Genomic DNA, 16,220 nt, shown 5'->3' with positions numbered 1-16,220 from the left:
AAATTCCCTGCAGTTACCTGTTGGCGATGATGACCGCCTGTTGCGATGTTTACCAAAAGCTTGGATGGAAGAAATCCGGTTTACATGTCTTTGCCGTTCAATTTAAGCTTGCCGGACCCCTTCTGGATGCCCAGCGCCGCCTGCACCTTGCCTTGGTTGTCCGTGAGCGTTAAGGCGGCATCGTCGTTATTGGTGACAGCCAGGCCGATTACCGCCCGGTTCTTGCTGTCCGTCATGCCGATCGCCGGCGAGTCGTTACTCGAGATCGCAATGGATATACGAACATTTCCCTTGCCGTCCACCATCGCGAAGACGGGCCGCCCATCATTGCCCGTTCCCAGGACAGCCTTCAAGCCCCCCTTGGCGTCCACAAGCACGACCCTCTCGGTGCGAATCTCTTTTACCTGCTCCGCACGCGCTGCCCAGGCATCGCCGTTCCCATGCACCATCACGAGCGTCACCAGGCAGCCCGCCACGCCGGCCAACACCGCAGCCACGATCGACTTCATACGTCCTCCTCTGTTGTCGGGACTTTATTTTGTGTCTCCTGCAGACATCTTTCATTCCATGGGCGTACCGCCCCGTCGTTTTCCTGGAAGCCGCTCGCGAATTCCCTTGCTGAACATATTCTCGGAAATATGCTGTCGTCAAGCACCGCCGGCCGGTCAAGTCTGCCCGTCCCGACCAGCCTCTTCCCTGTTCAGCGCGTCGATGAGCATTCGGAGCCGGCCGTAGCTCCGTCGGTTGAAGCGGAACGCAAGACGGGGCAGCGCCGCGAGTTCGGGTTCGTCCTCCTCCCCCGGCAAGGCCGCGCATCCAAGGAAAGTGCCGCCCGACAGGATGTCCCCGAACCGTTCCTTAAGACCTTGGAGCTCGTTCTTCGACAGCGGGCGGCGCAGCCGGATGACGAGCTCGGGGCCGACGGTGCGCATGCTGTGGAACACCCGGTAGAAACCGAGGATTTCCGCAGCCGCCTCCTCCGCGCTGTCGGTGATGCGGAAGAACGAGAGGTCCTCCGGCGATAGCCACTTCCGCGCCAGGAGGTGCCGCTCGACGAACGATCTCCAGATCCTCCAGTAGTCTCCTCCGGGGGCGTCCACGAGCACCACGGGAAAGATGCGGCTCTTGCCCGTCTGAAGAAGCGTCAGGATCTCGAATGCCTCGTCGAGCGTACCGAACCCCCCCGGAAAGAGCGCCACTCCGTCCGTTTCCTTGATGAACAACAGCTTGCGGGTGAAGAAGTACTTCACGTGGATCAACTTGTCGCTCCCGGCGATGACCGGGTTGTCCGCCTGCTCGAACGGAAGAAGGATATTTATTCCGATCGCCAGTTCCGGTCCCGCTCCCACGTGGGCGGCCTCCATTATCCCTTCTCCCGCCCCGGTTACGACCATCCAGCCCCTGCGCGCCATCTCCTTGCCGAACGCGACCGCCTGGAGATAGGTGGGCGACCCGGCCGCGCACCTCGCGGATCCGAACACCGTCACCTTGCGGTAGGATTTGAGCCCGGCGAAGACCTTGAAGGAGTACCGGAGCTCGCGCACTGCGCGCAAAAGTATCTTTATATCGCCCCGGTCGATCCCGTCGGCCGCCAGTCCATCCACCGCCTGGCGGAGTTCGCCGACCAACTCGTCCATGGTCGCCCTTCGGCCTGCGTTCCGCGCGCGATCCGGCTTCATTATCTTTCGATGAGAGCCGGCGGCGCTTCGCTCCGCCTCCGGGGCATCAGCTCGGTTTTTCGCAACCCTTGCGCGTGTAATACCACCAGTTGATCGCGACGGCCAGGACGAAGAATGCGCCGAGCCCGAGGAAGAAAGGAATCGGCGAGCCGAACCGCGTTATCACCGTTCCGATCAAGGTTGCGAAGATGAACGGGCCGTATGCAGCGACGGCCGCCGTCCACCCGATCACTCCCGCGCCCTGCCGCGGCGAATGGGAAAATATGATCGGATATTGGCGGAACGTGGACGCGTTCCCCACTCCCGTGAGCAGGAAGATCAACAGCATCACGGCTACGAACCAGGGGAATTGGGCAAGTGAAGCGGGAGCCAGCAGTCCGGTGAATGCCAAGACGCCCACGCAGAGGATCAGGCCGATCCCGACGACGTGAGTAAGTATCGCACCGCCGACCTTGTCGGCGATGGGCCCCGTGCATGTGCGCGCGAGCGATCCGGCGAGGGGACCGAGGAAAGCGTAGGCCAGCGGATCGGGGGCGCCGGGGAAATCCCCGTACAGGATTTTGATCAGGAGCGGAAACGCCGCGGAAAACCCGGAGAACGATCCGAAGGTCATAAGATAAGTAATCGTGCAGAACCACGTGTGCTTGTTGCCGAAGATGTCGAGTTGCTCCCGGAACGACGCCATCACGGGGACGCTTCTCAGCGATACCCATCCCAATGCGGCGAGGACAAGTAGAAGCGGCACGTACCAGAGCGCGGCGTTCTGCAGCCAGACCTGTGTGGAAGCTCCGCCCTTTACCAGCGTCTGCGATGTGCCGACGGCGGCGAAACCGATGATCCAGGGAGAAACGAACTGGGCAAGGCTCACGCCGAAGTTGCCGACGCCCGCCTGGATTCCGAGCGCGGTCCCCTGCAGTCGCTTGGGGAAGAACACGCTGGTGCTCGGCATGTGCGAGGAGAAATCGCCGGCGCCGAATCCCGCGAGCAGCGCCAACACCATGAATAGCCAGAAGGGCGTTTCCGGGTTCATGACGGCGATGCCGATCCCGATGCACGGGATCAGCTTGAGCAACGTCGAAACGGTTACGACGTGCCTGGTGCCGAAGATAGGTATGAGAAACGTGTGAACGACCCGCAGGGAGCCTCCCGCCAGTCCCGGCATGGCCGCGAGCCAGAAAAGCTCCATCGTGGAATAACGGAAACCGACCTGCGGAAGGCGTACGACAATGGCGCTCATCATGAACCATGTTGCGAAGGAGAGGACCAGTGCGCTTGTAGTTATGGCGAGAGTACGCCACGCGATCCGCTCTCCCCCGGTTTTCCAGAACCGCTCGTCCTCGGGCTCCCATCGGTCCAGCCAGGTCGAAGAGGGAGGCCTGCGTGCGACTCCTTCCAGGTTTCCCGCAAGCGGGGAAGGTTGCGGGTTATCGTTCTGCATGCGCTTCCTCCTTTATCTTCCGTTATCTTCCGTCTCCGGAGAGGTACGGCCCCTTGCGGTTCCATCGGAAGAGCAAATTGGGACGCCATGCGTAGGAAACCGGGATCGAGAACAGGTGGACAAGGCGTGTGAAGGGGAGCAATGCGACGAGGAAGAACGCGTTCAGCAGGTGGAGCTTCGCGGCGAGCGGCAGGACGGTCACGTAGGCCGGCTCCGGCGAAAGGCGCGCGAGGGACCACAGCCACGGGACCGCGGTGTGGAGATACCACGCAGCCCCGAAGCGGTACTTCCACGCCACGTACACTCCCGATCCTGTCTGGAACAGTAGCGTTGCGAGGACGATCCAGTCCATCGTCTCCGTCGTCGCGGCGATTCTTGCGTCGAAGATCCTGCGCAGCGCGAAGGCTGCGATCCCGGCTGTCGCCGCGACGCCGAGCGCGAGCCCTGTCCCTTCGAGTATAAGCAGCCGCAGCGGCGAGCCGAGCAGCGCGGCCCAGCTTTCCGGGAAGATCGCGGCGAGGATGTGGGCAGCCAGTATGATGCCTATCGCGTAATGCCATGAAATCGATCCGAAGAAAAGGAGCCGGTCTTCGAGGAACTGGGACGACCGGCTCGTGAAGGAGAAACGGTCCGACCGGTACCTGTAGATACCGACGGCGATCGCAAGCAGGAAGGCTGCGTACGGAAAAACGACGTACAGGAAGATTTCGGACATCGCCTCAGACCTCCCTACCGGGAACAGGCGGCGTTTCCTTCACGGGCATCCCGGGGCGAAGCGCGATTCGAAGCGCACCCAATAATTTCCCGTACGGGTTGGCGGACCCTTCCGGGAATGCCTCCGCCATCTTTTCCAGGGCGGGGAGAAGCCCGTCCTCGCGCAGTGCCCTGGCGTCGTCGCCCCATGCCGAATCCGCGAGAAAGCGAAGGACCGATGCCAGGTGGTCCGGCAGTTCACCGGCGGCGCGGAACCTGTAATCTCCGTACATGTCGTTCAGCCGCGCGAGGAAGATGCGCCGCTTGTGTCCCTCGCCGAAAAGGTGAACGCCTATGTAAGGACAGCATGCAGCCTGCAGATCGAAAGTTGCGGTGTAGATCTCCTCCATCCGGGCCGGCGAAGTGTCGCGCAGCGATGCGCGAAATTCCGCCAGAAGGGAGGACGCTTCCGGCCGGTTCTCCGACAGTACCTTCTCTGCCTCTTCCGCAAGCGGAGCCAGCGCCTCGCCGGGGTAGTCGAGCATCCCTGCGAACAATCCCAGCACCCTCCAGTCCGGGTTCCCGCCTTCCATCGCCTACTCCTTCCCCGATTTCTTGAGGAATCCGACTCCGGTGCGTCCCCTCTCGATGTCGGGTCCGGCCCCGGCCTCCTCGGCCGCGCGGTCGGCGGCGAAAGGGGGCGGGACGAACCGCTCGTCGTATTTGGAGACCGCGGTCAGCCGGAAAATCGCTTCGGCCTCCTCGGGAGTCAGGCTGCCTTCCGCAAGCGCGCGCCGGACATCCTCCTCCGGCACATCTCCCACCGACTTCGCCCTCGCCCGGATCCTGACGGCGATCAGTTTCTTCAGCGCAGCGGAAACCACCGTCTCGTTCCCCGCCGCCAGCATCCCGGCGAGGTAGCGGACCGGGACTCTGGCCCTCGAAAGGGAGCCGAAGAGATCCTCCGCGATGTTCCTCGATCCGTCGCCCTCAGCGGTGAGCACCGGCAGGAGCGGCGGGACGTAGTAGAGCATCGGCAGCGTGCGGAACTCCGGGTGGAGCGGGAGGGCGATCCGGAACTCCTTGACGAACCTGTAGACCGGAGATTTTTTCGCGGAGGCGATCACCTCTTCGGGGACGCAGCACTTGCGCGCGGCCGAAACCACATTCCCGTCGGACGGATCGAGGATGATCCCCCGGATCGCTTCAACGAGATCCGCGTCCTGCGCCTTCGCGGTATCTTCGATCCGCGATGCGTCGTAGAGCAGGACCCCGAGATACCGGATCCTTCCGACGCAGGAATGGAAGCAGGCGGGGGCCTGCCCGGTCTCAACACGGGGGTAGCAGAGAATGCACTTCTCCGATTTCCCGTTTTCCCAGTTGTAGTAGACCTTCTTGTAAGGGCACCCCGATATGCACATGCGCCAGCCCCGGCACTTCTCCTGGTTCACGAGCACGATCCCATCCTCGCCCCTTTTGTAGATCGCCCCTGCGGGGCAGGCTGCAAGGCAGGCGGGATTGAGGCAGTGGTTGCAGATCCGCGGGAGGTAGAAGCAGAAGATCCGTTCGAGCTCGAATATCTCGCGCCGCTCGGCCTCGCTCATCCTTTTGAGACCCGGGTCCGATTCGGCGTAGACGGGGGAGCCTCCCAGGTCATCGTCCCAGTTGGGGCCCGCCTCGATGTCGATCGGTTTCCCCGTGATCCTGGACACCGGACGCGCTGTCGGCTGATCGTCTCCCTGCGGCGCTCCGAAGAGGTCCTGGTACCTGTAGGTCCACGGCTCGTAATAGTCGTCCAGCGACGGCAGGTACGGGTTGAAGAAAAGGTTCGCAAGGCCGGAAAGCCTCCCCTGGAGACGCAGATCGAGTCCTGCCCCGCGCTTCTCCCAGCCGCCTCGGTACTTCTCCTGGTCCTCCCACAGAGTCGGGTAGCCGGTACCAGGCTTCGATTCCACGTTGTTCCACCACATGTACTCGGCGCCCCGCCTGTCGGTCCAGACGTTCTTGCACGCGATGCTGCACGTGTGGCAGCCGATGCACTTGTCCAGGTGGAATACCGACGCGACCTGCGCTCTCACATCCATGCCGGCCCTCGCTTAACCCGCATTTTTCACCAGGAGGGTTTGCCGGGGAGTTTCCTGACGTAGACCAGGGTGTCCCGGTTGACCCCCGTGGGGCCCCAATAGTTGAAAGCGTAAGTGAACTGTGCGTACCCGCCCATCATGAGCACCGGTTTCAGGCGCGCCCGGATCAGGCTGTTATGACCGCCGCCCCTCCTGTTTCCGCGGATCGGGGATTTAGGTACCCCGACGGTCCGCTCGGGGGAGTGGTAAAGCATGCACATCCCCCTGGGAAGCCGGGCCGTCGCCGCCGCCCGCGTGACCACGACGCCGTGATCGTTGTATGCCTCCACCCAGTCGTTGTCCGCGATCCCGGCTTCCGCGGCGTCCCGGTCGTTCATCCAAAGCGGCTCGCAGCCGCGCGAGAGGGTGAGCATCCGCTCGTTGTCGGAGAATGTCGAATGTATGTGCCACTTGCCGTGCGGCGTCAGGTAGCTGAGCAGGATCGATTTCCCCTCGGGGCGGCTCTTCGTTATATCGCCCATAGCGCGGGGGTCCGGATTCGGCTTGTATGTCGGCAGGTGCTCTCCGAAAGCGATGTACCCTTCGTGGTCGAGGTAGAGGTGCTGTCTTCCCGTGAAGGTCCGCCACGGGACGAGCCGCTCGACGTTCACGCAGTATGCGGAGTAGGCACGGCCGCCCTTGGTTATCCCGGTCCAGCACGGCGTCGTGAGCGCCCTTCTCGGCTGGCGGACGAGGTCGTCGAACGTATAACGTACCTCCCTCGATCCTTCGGCAAGATCCGCAAGCGGTAGCCCCACCTTCTTCTCCTCGGCCTTGAAGGCGCGGTGAGCCATCTCTCCGTTGCTCTCGGGGGCGAGTCGCAGGATGAGGTTAGCCGCATCCACGGCGTCGCCGATGGTGGGGTACCGCTTCCCCTCCCAGCTTTCCGCGGAGTCGAGCGCCGCCATCGCGTCGTATTCGTCTTCTATCGACCAGGCTATCCCGTGCGCCCCGATCCCGTCCCTGCGGGCCAGCGGCCCGAACGAGACGAAGCGGCGGTGCAGGGCGGCATAGTCGCGCTCGACCACGACCAGGTTGGGCATCGTTTTCCCGGGAATCGCCTCGCACTCGCCGCGTTTCCAGTCCTTTACGCGGGGCTGAGCGAGCTCGGCGGGAGTGTCGTGCTGGAGCGGCACTGCGACCAGGTCACGAACTTTGCCGGGCAGGTGGACAGCCGCCAGCCCGCTCACCTTCTCCGCTATCGCCTTGAAAATGTCCCAGTCGCTTTTGGACTCCCAGCAGGGGGGAACCGCCTGGGTCAGGGGGTGTATGAAGGAGTGCAGGTCGGTGCTGTTAAGGTCGTTCTTCTCGTACCAGGTCGCGGTGGGAAGGACGATGTCCGAATAAAGCGCGGAGGTGTCCATCCTGAAATTGATGTCGACGACCAGGTCGAGCTTCCCCTCCGGAGCGGGCGATCTCCACACTGCCTCGTTGACGGAGCCTTCCGCGACCTCCTCCGCAACGGCATTGTGGTGCGTGCCGAGGTAGTGCTTGAGGAAATACTCATGGCCCTTGGCGGAGGACATCAGCGCATTCCCCCGCCAGATGAGCCAGAGCCTCGGCCAGTTTTCGGGGGCGTCGGGATCCTCCACCGCGAACCGGAGTTTCCCCTCCTTTATGCGCTCCACCGCCCATCGCACGATCCCTGCGTCGTCCGTCGCCCCATCCTTCTGCGCGTCGCGCACGACGTCCAGCGGGTTCCGGTCGAACTGTGGGAAGAACGGCAGCCATCCCATGCGGACAGCCAGCGCCTGCACGTCCATCGTGTGCCCCCGGGTAAGCGAGGCGCCGGAGCCGTTCCCGTTTCCGGCGGAAGGGCCGCCGGACGGCATCGGCTGATATTCCCCGAAGCCGCGCTCGTACCTCCACTGGTCTGAGTGGACGTAGTGGAACGACGGCGTGTTCGTCAGCCTCGGGGGCTTCCCCCAGTCGAGCGCGAAGGCCAGCGCGGCCCACGGCGCCATCGGAACCAGCTTCTCCTGCCCGACGTAGTGGTTGAGACCTCCGCCGTTCCGCCCCACGCATCCGCAGAGGATCAGCCCGACCATCCCCGCCCGGTACATCAGGTTGTTGTGGTACCAGTGGTTGATCCCCGCGCCGATGATTATGGAGCAGCGCCCCTCGGTCTTCTCCGCGGTGTCGGCCCACTCGCGGGCGAAGCGGATCAGGGCGCTGCGGTCCACCCCCGTGTACTTCTCCTGCCACGCGGGGGTGTACGGACTCCCGGAATCGTCGTATCCGGAGGGGTAATCTCCGGGAAGTCCGCGGTCGACGCCGAACTGCGCCATCAGGAGATCGAAGACGGTGGTCACCGGCAGCCGTCCCCGATCCGTGTCCACGTACCTTACCGGGACCCCCCGCCGCAGCGTGCTGCCGCCCGCGAAGTCGGGAATCCCGATTTCGAGCACTCCGTCGGATGACCCGAAAAAAGTAAGCGCCGGGGAGAGGGGAGAGCCGTCCTGTCCGTCCTTCATTTCCAGATTCCAGCGGCCATTCTCCTGTTGCCAGCGGTAACCGACGCTGCCTTGGGGAGATCGGGGCTCTCCGGACGTTTCGTCCCACACCACCGGCTTCCATTCGCCGTGCTCCACGCCGCCGTACCGGGGCAGCCATCCCGCCCTGAGGAACCGCCACGATTCCCCTGCTCCGTTTCCGCCGGACGATCCTGCGGCGGACCCGCCCTCGTCGACCACGACGAGGAACGGGGCGTCGGAATATCGCTTGAGGTAGTCGGTGAAATACGGAACGCTTCTCGCCGCGTGATACTCGGACAGGATCACGTGGTTGGCAGCCATCCACAGCGCGCCGTCCTGGCCCGCGTGGGCGGGGATCCACCAGTCGGCGTACTTCGAGGTCATGCTGAAATCGGGTGAAATGACGACAAGCTTTGTGCCGTTGTGCCTTGCCTCCGCTGCGAAATGCACGTCCGGCGTCCGCGTCATGCTCGGGTTGGAGCCCATCACCACGATGTAACGGCTGTTGTACCAATCTGCGCTTTCGGCGACGTCGGTCTGCTCCCCCCACGTTTCCGGCGAGGCGTTCGGCAGGTCGCTGTACCAGTCGTAGAAGCTCATGCTCACGCCGCCCAGAAGCTGGAGAAACCGGGATCCGCCGGCATAGCTGAGCATGGACATGGCGGGGATCGGCGAAAAACCGATGATCCGGTCGGGGCCGTGCTTCTTGATCGTATATATGGCGCTTGCGGAAATCAGTTCGAGCGCCTCGTCCCATGAAGAACGGCGGAACCCTCCCTTTCCGCGAGCCTGCTGGTACCGGCGCCGCCCGTCGGCATCCTCCATGATCGAGGTCCACGCCTCAACGGGATCCGAATGCCTTTTTTTCGCTTCCCTCCATAGATCCATCAGGGCGCCGCGCATGTAAGGATACTTGACGCGAAGAGGGCTGTAGACGTACCAGGACGTGGAAATGCCGCGCTGACATCCTCGCGGTTCGTAAGGCGGGAGGTCTCCCGCCAGCTGCGGATAATCGGTGGCCTGGAGCTCCCACGTGACTATCCCGTTCTTGACGTGGACCATCCAGGAACAGCCGCCGGTGCAATTTACCCCGTGGGTGCTGCGGACGACCTTGTCGTGCTGCCAGCGGTTCCTGTAGAACTCCTCCCACTTCCTCGCACGCGGATCGAAAAGGTCACGGATCCAGCTCATCTCGCGGCTCCTTCCCTTCCTTTCCGGCTGTTGACGAGCGGCCTCCGCACCCCTTTCAGGCGGCCCCTTCCAAGCGCGAAAAGCAGGATCAGCAGGGCGGCGAACCCGGCGGCCGCGGAAAGCGAATGCGGACTCCGCGGATCTTCCGGCGGCGCGCTTCCGGACGCCCTGAGAAACTCGGCAACGTGCGCCCTTTCCGCTGGGCTAAGCGGGCGATTCGCGTACAAAGGCTTCATCGTGGGAAACGACAGATCCGCAAGCGCCGCGTCAATGCCTTCTGCGCCGTAATCCGAATGTGTTTTGGAAAGGTCCGGCCCCAGCAGGCCCCCGCCGCCGGGAATCCCGGCGACGGAATGGCAGCCGATGCAGGCTGCCCCTCCGCCGGCGAACCGGAGCTCGCCGGTGAAAAGGCCGCGTCCGCGATCGGGGTCTCCTTGAAGCGGGGCGGCAGCGTCCGCAGGGAATATTTCCGGCGTGAATGCGGGGAGAATGGAAAGCGAGAGGATCAGGGGGAGAAGAGTTGCGAACCTGCCGCCGCGCATCGGTGGTTCCCTCCGTTCCCTTTGTCAATGGCCGGGAAACCGTTGCTTTATTCTCCCTGACCGCCGGATCGTTTCCTTGACCCAGGTCAAGCAGGGCCATAATTGCCGGAAATTACCGTGTTTCGATAACGGACGACTCCTGTGCGTTTCGGAAAAAATGGTGAGAAATGCGGGTTAGATGAAATCGGCGCGGGCATGAACCGGGGTTGCGTGTAGAATGACAGCGTGGAGCCCATTCGAAGGGAGGAACGGAACATGGGACAGGTGAAGAAAAAACTCCCGAAGGCATACCTTGGCATGAAAGAGCGGTACGGGGCGGTCATGGATGCGGTTGAAGAGCTTGGAGAGGCATTGAAAGGCGCGGGCCCACTCGATGAGAAGACGGCCCAACTTGTCCAGCTTGCCGCCGCGGCAGCCATCCGCTCGGAAGGATCGGTCCACAGCCACGTCCGCAGGGCGCTCGAGGCGGGGGCAAAACCGGAAGAGATCCGGCATGCCCTGGTCCTGATCACTTCGACCGTCGGGTTCCCCACGGTCGCGGCCGCGATGACATGGGCGGGAGACGTCCTGGGGAAACCCCGGAAGTAGCGCGCCGTCCCACGTGCCTCCGCCGAACTTCCGCGCGGTGTTCAGGCGGTATTCCATCGCAACCGTAATCGATCACACGACAATTATTTCCGCATATCAGAAATGTCAATTATTACGGCTTGTTTAAATCACGCCGATCTCTTAAGAAAATCTAAAAACGACCGAGTGTCTCTTAGCGGAAGAAGTGTGCCCGATGAAGGCCGTGGGGGGAGAGTCCAAGCTGTCCTTGACGATTTGTTCCGACATGCTGTCCACGATTGGGGGTCGTTCGCTCGCGGTGACGAGGAACCGGCTGGAATGTTCCGTGAGGCGACTTGCGTCAGGGCTGCGGATCAATTCGGCGTCCGACGATGCCGCGGGGCTTGCGTTGTCCTCGAGTATCGACGCAAAGGTCAAGTGCCTGTACCAGGACGTACGGAATGCGAACGACGGCATTTCGATGGTCCAGGTTGCGGAATCGGCCCTGAGCACGGTCGATGGAATGCTTGGGCGGATGCGCGAACTTTCGGTCCAGGCGTCCAACGGTTCTCTCGGCAGCCGGGAGAGAAGCTCGATATCGGAGGAATATGCGCATCTTGTCGAGGAGATCGACAGGATCGCGGGGGGCACCGAGTTCAACGGGATGAAACTTCTGGACGGCTCGGCGGGCGACGTGAACCTGAAAGTCGGTACGGCCGGATACGACACCCTTGCCGTTTCGCTCGATGCGGTATCGACCGGAACGCTGGGTTTTTACACGGACACGGAAGGCCCGGTAAATACGACGACGAACGACTTCCAGTATTGGCCTTCCGTCACGGCGCTTAACGGAGGCGGATACGTGGTGGCTTGGGTTTCGACGAACCAGGATGGATCCGCCGAGGGGATCTTCGGGCAAAGATACGATTCCTCCGGCAACAAGGCGGGGAGCGAATTCCAGGTGAATGGGTATTGGTCGAACGAGCAGAACAGGCCGTCCGTTATCGCCCTGGAGAACGGAGGATTCATCGTCACGTGGGATTCGTTGGGACAGGATGGATCGGGCTACGGTGTTTATTCCCGGATATACGACCCGGACGGCAATCCCGCCGGCAGTGAATTCAGGGTAAACTCCACCACCTTTGCGGACCAGATGGCGCCGTCGGCGGCAACGCTCGACGGAGGCGGTTTCGTGATCGCCTGGATGTCCTGGCCGCAGGACGGGAGCGTCAACGGCATATTTGCGCGAAGGTACGATTCCTCCGGCACCGCGCTCGGCAATGATTTTCAGGTGAATACCTATTGGCAGAATCAGCAGATGCAGCCGGATGTCGCGGCTCTCGACAGCGGCGGCTTCGTCGTCACGTGGAATTCCGTCGGGCAGGACGGCAGCGGTTACGGCGTCTACGGGCAGAGATATGACGCAGACGGCAACCGGGCGGGCGTCGAGTTCCCCCTGCATACCATAACCGCCGGCACACAGGACATGCCCGCTGTGGCGGCGCTGGACGGCGGCGGGTTCATCGCCGCCTGGGGCTCGGGGGGCGACGTCAAGGCCCAGAGGTTCAATGCCGACGGCAGCAAATCAGGCACCGAGTTCCAGGTGAATACGACAACGGCAGACCCCCAGTATTATCCCGATATTACGAAACTCGACGACGGAGGCTTTGTCGTAGTGTGGGAAGCGCTTTACCAGGACGGGTCGGGATCGGGAATTTACGGACAGCGATTCGATGCCGGCGGCAATATGGCGGGCGGTGAATTCCGGGTGAACGATTACACGGATGGATACCAATCGGCGTGTTCCGTCGCCGGGCTCGATGGCGGCGGATTCATCGTGGCCTGGGATTCGGAAAACCAGGACGGTTCGGCGACCGGGGTTTACGGCATGCGCTATGATTCCTTCGGAAACAGGGCGGACTTCCGGCGGATCGACACGCGCGAGCAGGCGATGGGCGCCATCGCCGTCGTCGACGGCGCGATGGAATCGGTGGACGAAATGCGTTCCGGTCTGGGGGCTGTCCGTAATCGGCTGGAAAGCGTCATAAGCGTGCAGCGAACGCAGATCGATGCGCTTTCGTCGGCAGGTTCGAGGATCAAGGATGCGGATTTCGCAACGGAAGCCGCAATCATGATAAAACACAGGATGATTCAGCAGGCGGGCATCGCCGTCCTCTCGCAAGTCCGCGTCCTGCCGCAGGTTGCATTGCGCTTATTGATGTTTTGATCGTCAGGCTTTCTACAACGCGCCAACCTCAATAACTGTTTTATGCAATACATCGCAGATTGGTGTAATATTTCTTCATCCAGATAAGTGGGACTGGTATGTCCGGAACGCTCACGCCGCCGAAGGAGGATGAAGGATGAATCTTGTAAAACGGTACTCCAGGGAAGTTCGGAACGAGCTGAGCTACATACCGGTGTGGCAGCCGGGGGACCTGGTCGGACCCGGGGACATCGGAAAGATAGAGAACAATGCCTTCGTGCGACAGGGCAACATAAGCGACGTTTTTCCACAGCTGCAAATTCTGAAACGGCAGAATCAGCAGCCCAATGTCATGAAGTTCCACTCGAACCAGTGCACGGTCGTTCAGCTTGGAGCAGCGGCGCCCGTAGCTTCCGGCCCGTCTCCGGGGCCCGCCGTGGACCTGGATTTCCAGTTGAGCTTCGGCTCCGAAGGCGCGGTCGTGTTCCACGCGGTGGATGTGCGTACGAACGAGATAGAGAATCTGCTGGCTGTGCGGAAGCACATCGTCGACAGAAGCCCGGAGTGGCCGGCCGGCCATCTGCTGGTGAGCCATGTCGAGGTGGCGGGCAGGTTCGTGGTCCTGGTATCGGGCGCTTCCGACGCGTCGGTGCGTCTCAAGGGCGATGTATCGGCGATCAGGAATTTCGACATCGCGAACGTCGGCATATCCATACTCGACTCGCGGAACCTCGGCTATCAACTGGAAGGCGCGGGCCCCATTCTATTGCGGCTCTACGGGCTTAACTGGTGGGGGACGGAAACAGTTACTCAAGCGATGCGGGATATGCCTGAGATCCCCATGATGGAGATCTCTCCCCGCGGGCCGTTATTCACCGAATAGGAGGCTGCGATGCCGCATCCCTTGTGGTGCGAGCTGGAGGGAGCCGCGGGTGCCGAGGCGGTGCTCGGCGGCTACGATCCCGCCTCGGACAAGTGGCGATTTTCCCTGGAAGGACCTTTTTGGAGCGCCGTGAAACATGCCCACGGTCTTGGCTACCGCGGCAGCGGGAAACGGGTGGCCGTCATCGACTCGCTCTGCGACCTTTCGATTCCAAAGCTGGCCGGGCTCGTCGATCGCGTGAAGAGCTACGTCCCGCAAAGCGGGGCAAAGGCTTCGATGCAGCACGGGACGGTGGTGGCGCTCCTCATCGCCGAAGTGGCGCCGGAGTGCAGGCTCGACATTTATTCCGTCGTGAGGGACGGGGTGGTCGATCCGTATGCGGTCAGGGACGCGGTACGCGATGCGGCCGGGTCCGATGCGGATATAGTCAACCTGAGCCTGGGTACTCCGCACAAGTTTTCCTTCACGGAAGAAGTCATCAGGATGTTTTCGGAGATCCTTCTGGGGCGGGCGGCATTCAGCAAACGTAAATTGTCTCCCGAAAACCCGGACTGCGTGCTGTGCGAGGCGGCATCGGCGGCCGCAGTCAAGGGCAAGAAGGTGTTCGCGGCCGCCGGCAACAATTCGGGCAGCGTTTTCTGCCCCGGGCGCCAGGATGCCGTGTACGCCGTCGGCTTCATGAGCGAATCGAGGGAAAATCTCCCGGCGGAAGGCGGCGGCGAAACGGAGAGGGCTTTTTCCCTGGCTCCCCACGCTCCGCAGGCTATGCTGGCGGATTTTCGCATCCGTGAAATACCGGGAATGCTCGGAACGAGTTTCGCAAGTCCCCTGTTCGCCGGCGCGGCGGCCCTTGGCTTGAGCAACGGAGAGCTGGAAGCCTACCGGACGAGCGGAAGAGCGGGAGCGGATGCCTCCTTTTACCAGGCTACGTTGGCGGCGACCGCCCCGGAGCGGCAGGATCCCGTCCTTCTCCAGCGCGCCGATGAATTGTTTCAGCGAGCGATCCGGCACCTGCCGCATGTGCACAACGTACTGCAGGCTGCGATGTCTCCGGGCCATCCGTACATGGATCCGACGGAATGCCCTTCATGCGGAATCTTCGCGGAATTCATATACACCAATGCCGGCCTGTACAAATTGTGCAGGGGAAATCCGAAGGAGGCCCGCATCCTGCTGGAAACCGCCCGGGCGGTCGCACCCTGGAGCGCCGACGCAGCGGCGAATCTCGCCGCGGCCTGGCGGGACTTGGGCGGGATCGATCGGGCGAAAGAACTGTTCGAGACCGCTCTTTCGCTGCGTCCGGGGTTTCCCGCGTACACGATGGCGCTGGAGGAACTGCGGAAGTAGAGGAGAGGGCGGGCGAACCCCGCCCTCTCCTGATCGTTAACCCGCATCGATTCGGCATTGCCTGCCGGCGGGTTCGTCGGTTTTACCTGCCGATCAGTTTCCCGATCTTCTCGTCGCCGTACCCGAGTTTGCGGAAATCCAGCACGCCTTTCGGGCCATGGCAGGATGCGCAAGAAAGCGCCTCGGATTTCGGAGCGACCTGGTGGTTCAACGAGAACACCATCGTCTCCTTTATCCCTTTCCATGTTCCGCTGTAGTTCTGCTTCGAGTCCTCCGCCCCCTTTTTCGCGGCAGCCCCGGGGTCTCCGGTTACGGCATAGGCGCCGGACTTGATGAAGACCGGCTTGCCGGTCGCCGCGTCGCCGATCACGGTGTAATCCGTCCGTTTCCACGGGTAGATTTTCGCCTTCGGATCGCCGATGGACCCCACGGGCTCCGGCGGCACTTTCATGTAACGGTTCCACCATGCGTACTCCGGTCGCACATTGCCCGCCGTCCTGTTCGTCGGACCGAAGAGCCCGGTTTTTTCGTTAAGGACGGGTTTCGTCCAGTCGCGCTCGACGATCGTGGGCATCTTCGAATCCCGTGCTATCGAGGGGATGTGACAAGTCTGGCAGGCGATCCGGGCCGTGTGCCGGTTCAGCTCTTTCGCCTGCTCCCCCTCGTGCGGTGAGGAGTGGCAGTTCTCGCAGGCGGTTTTAATGTCCGTTAGCTCCTGCGCCTTGATGTCCGCGCCTCCGGGTATCCTGTGTTTTTCGGTGCAATGGCAATCGACGCACAGCATTCCCCTGGCCACATGCACGTCGCTCTCCCTCGTCGGGGTGACGCCGTGCTTGTGGTTCGGCCCACCGCCGGCGCCCGCGTGGCACCGAAGGCAAATATCGTTCGTCGGTTTTCCGACCGACTGCGCCGCTTTAAGGATATCGATCGACGGGTCCGGGACGATGCGGAATTTGTTTCCGTCCTTCGTAACCGTACGCTTGTAGCCCGGGGCGTGGCACAAAAGGCAATCGATGTTGTCGTAATCCGCTTCAGTCAACTTTCCGACAGGATTGGGCTTCGCGCCGAGTCCCGCGTGGCAAAGAGCGCAGCCACCTG

The 16,220-nt window shown here is 62.3% G+C and carries 13 protein-coding genes; 4 read left to right on the top strand and 9 right to left on the bottom strand.

Going from position 1 to position 16,220, the window contains the following annotated elements; all coding sequences use genetic code 11:
* Positions 1-80: 80 nt before the first annotated feature.
* From HY896_14045 to HY896_14010, 8 genes are all read right to left on the bottom strand, one after another.
* Positions 81-509: a hypothetical protein gene (locus HY896_14045; GenBank protein MBI5577469.1), complete on the bottom strand. Its 429-nt coding sequence runs from the start codon at positions 507-509 to the stop codon at positions 81-83.
* Between the two features lie 156 nt (positions 510-665).
* The gene (locus HY896_14040; GenBank protein ID MBI5577468.1) at positions 666-1,679 is read right to left on the bottom strand and encodes an LOG family protein; all 1,014 of its coding nucleotides are present in this window, start codon (positions 1,677-1,679) and stop codon (positions 666-668) included.
* Positions 1,680-1,725: 46 nt separating this feature from the next.
* Positions 1,726-3,117, bottom strand: coding sequence for a NarK/NasA family nitrate transporter (locus HY896_14035; protein ID MBI5577467.1), 1,392 nt, complete (start codon positions 3,115-3,117; stop codon positions 1,726-1,728).
* Positions 3,118-3,139: 22 nt separating this feature from the next.
* Complete coding sequence (gene narI, locus HY896_14030) at positions 3,140-3,832, bottom strand: respiratory nitrate reductase subunit gamma (protein MBI5577466.1); 693 nt, start codon at positions 3,830-3,832, stop codon at positions 3,140-3,142.
* A gap of 4 nt (positions 3,833-3,836) precedes the next feature.
* Entirely contained in the window at positions 3,837-4,403 is a 567-nt protein-coding gene (locus HY896_14025; protein ID MBI5577465.1) for a molecular chaperone TorD family protein, read from the bottom strand.
* Between the two features lie 3 nt (positions 4,404-4,406).
* Complete coding sequence (gene narH / locus HY896_14020; protein ID MBI5577464.1) at positions 4,407-5,894, bottom strand: nitrate reductase subunit beta; 1,488 nt, start codon at positions 5,892-5,894, stop codon at positions 4,407-4,409.
* 26 nt (positions 5,895-5,920) lie between these two features.
* Complete coding sequence (locus HY896_14015) at positions 5,921-9,598, bottom strand: nitrate reductase subunit alpha (GenBank protein MBI5577463.1); 3,678 nt, start codon at positions 9,596-9,598, stop codon at positions 5,921-5,923.
* Positions 9,595-10,140 (bottom strand): hypothetical protein, encoded by a 546-nt coding sequence (locus HY896_14010; GenBank protein ID MBI5577462.1) that lies wholly within the window; start codon positions 10,138-10,140, stop codon positions 9,595-9,597. The genes HY896_14015 and HY896_14010 overlap by 4 nt, the downstream gene beginning before the upstream one ends.
* A gap of 255 nt (positions 10,141-10,395) precedes the next feature.
* Here HY896_14010 and HY896_14005 point away from each other — a divergent pair, with 255 nt between their 5' ends.
* From HY896_14005 to HY896_13990, 4 genes are all read left to right on the top strand, one after another.
* Positions 10,396-10,728: a carboxymuconolactone decarboxylase family protein gene (locus HY896_14005; protein ID MBI5577461.1), complete on the top strand. Its 333-nt coding sequence runs from the start codon at positions 10,396-10,398 to the stop codon at positions 10,726-10,728.
* Between the two features lie 193 nt (positions 10,729-10,921).
* Positions 10,922-12,913, top strand: coding sequence for a hypothetical protein (locus HY896_14000; GenBank protein MBI5577460.1), 1,992 nt, complete (start codon positions 10,922-10,924; stop codon positions 12,911-12,913).
* A gap of 136 nt (positions 12,914-13,049) precedes the next feature.
* The gene (locus tag HY896_13995) at positions 13,050-13,775 is read left to right on the top strand and encodes a hypothetical protein (protein MBI5577459.1); all 726 of its coding nucleotides are present in this window, start codon (positions 13,050-13,052) and stop codon (positions 13,773-13,775) included.
* Positions 13,776-13,784: 9 nt separating this feature from the next.
* Positions 13,785-15,122: a S8 family serine peptidase gene (locus HY896_13990; GenBank protein MBI5577458.1), complete on the top strand. Its 1,338-nt coding sequence runs from the start codon at positions 13,785-13,787 to the stop codon at positions 15,120-15,122.
* An 82-nt stretch (positions 15,123-15,204) separates the two neighbouring features.
* Here the strand turns inward: HY896_13990 and HY896_13985 are convergent, their stop codons facing one another.
* Complete coding sequence (locus HY896_13985; GenBank protein MBI5577457.1) at positions 15,205-16,161, bottom strand: hypothetical protein; 957 nt, start codon at positions 16,159-16,161, stop codon at positions 15,205-15,207.
* Between the last annotated feature and the right edge of the window lie 59 nt (positions 16,162-16,220).

The organism is Deltaproteobacteria bacterium, from assembly GCA_016218975.1.
Classification (GTDB): Bacteria; Desulfobacterota; Deferrimicrobia; order Deferrimicrobiales; family Deferrimicrobiaceae; genus JAENIX01.
This window is presented reverse-complemented; position numbering and strand designations above follow the sequence as displayed.

Bases quoted from the DNA above. Each gene is read 5' to 3' on its own strand.
- HY896_14040 (MBI5577468.1), bottom strand. From the start codon at position 1,679: ATGAAGCCGGATCGCGCGCGGAACGCAGGCCGAAGGGCGACCATGGAC.
- HY896_14025 (MBI5577465.1), bottom strand. From the start codon at position 4,403: ATGGAAGGCGGGAACCCGGACTGGAGGGTGCTGGGATTGTTCGCAGGG.
- HY896_14010 (MBI5577462.1), bottom strand. From the start codon at position 10,140: ATGCGCGGCGGCAGGTTCGCAACTCTTCTCCCCCTGATCCTCTCGCTT.
- HY896_13990 (MBI5577458.1), top strand. From the start codon at position 13,785: ATGCCGCATCCCTTGTGGTGCGAGCTGGAGGGAGCCGCGGGTGCCGAG.
- HY896_14000 (MBI5577460.1), top strand. From the start codon at position 10,922: ATGAAGGCCGTGGGGGGAGAGTCCAAGCTGTCCTTGACGATTTGTTCC.
- HY896_14005 (MBI5577461.1), top strand. From the start codon at position 10,396: ATGGGACAGGTGAAGAAAAAACTCCCGAAGGCATACCTTGGCATGAAA.
- HY896_14045 (MBI5577469.1), bottom strand. From the start codon at position 509: ATGAAGTCGATCGTGGCTGCGGTGTTGGCCGGCGTGGCGGGCTGCCTG.
- HY896_13995 (MBI5577459.1), top strand. From the start codon at position 13,050: ATGAATCTTGTAAAACGGTACTCCAGGGAAGTTCGGAACGAGCTGAGC.
- narI (MBI5577466.1), bottom strand. From the start codon at position 3,832: ATGTCCGAAATCTTCCTGTACGTCGTTTTTCCGTACGCAGCCTTCCTG.
- HY896_14035 (MBI5577467.1), bottom strand. From the start codon at position 3,117: ATGCAGAACGATAACCCGCAACCTTCCCCGCTTGCGGGAAACCTGGAA.
- narH (MBI5577464.1), bottom strand. From the start codon at position 5,894: ATGGATGTGAGAGCGCAGGTCGCGTCGGTATTCCACCTGGACAAGTGC.
- HY896_14015 (MBI5577463.1), bottom strand. From the start codon at position 9,598: ATGAGCTGGATCCGTGACCTTTTCGATCCGCGTGCGAGGAAGTGGGAG.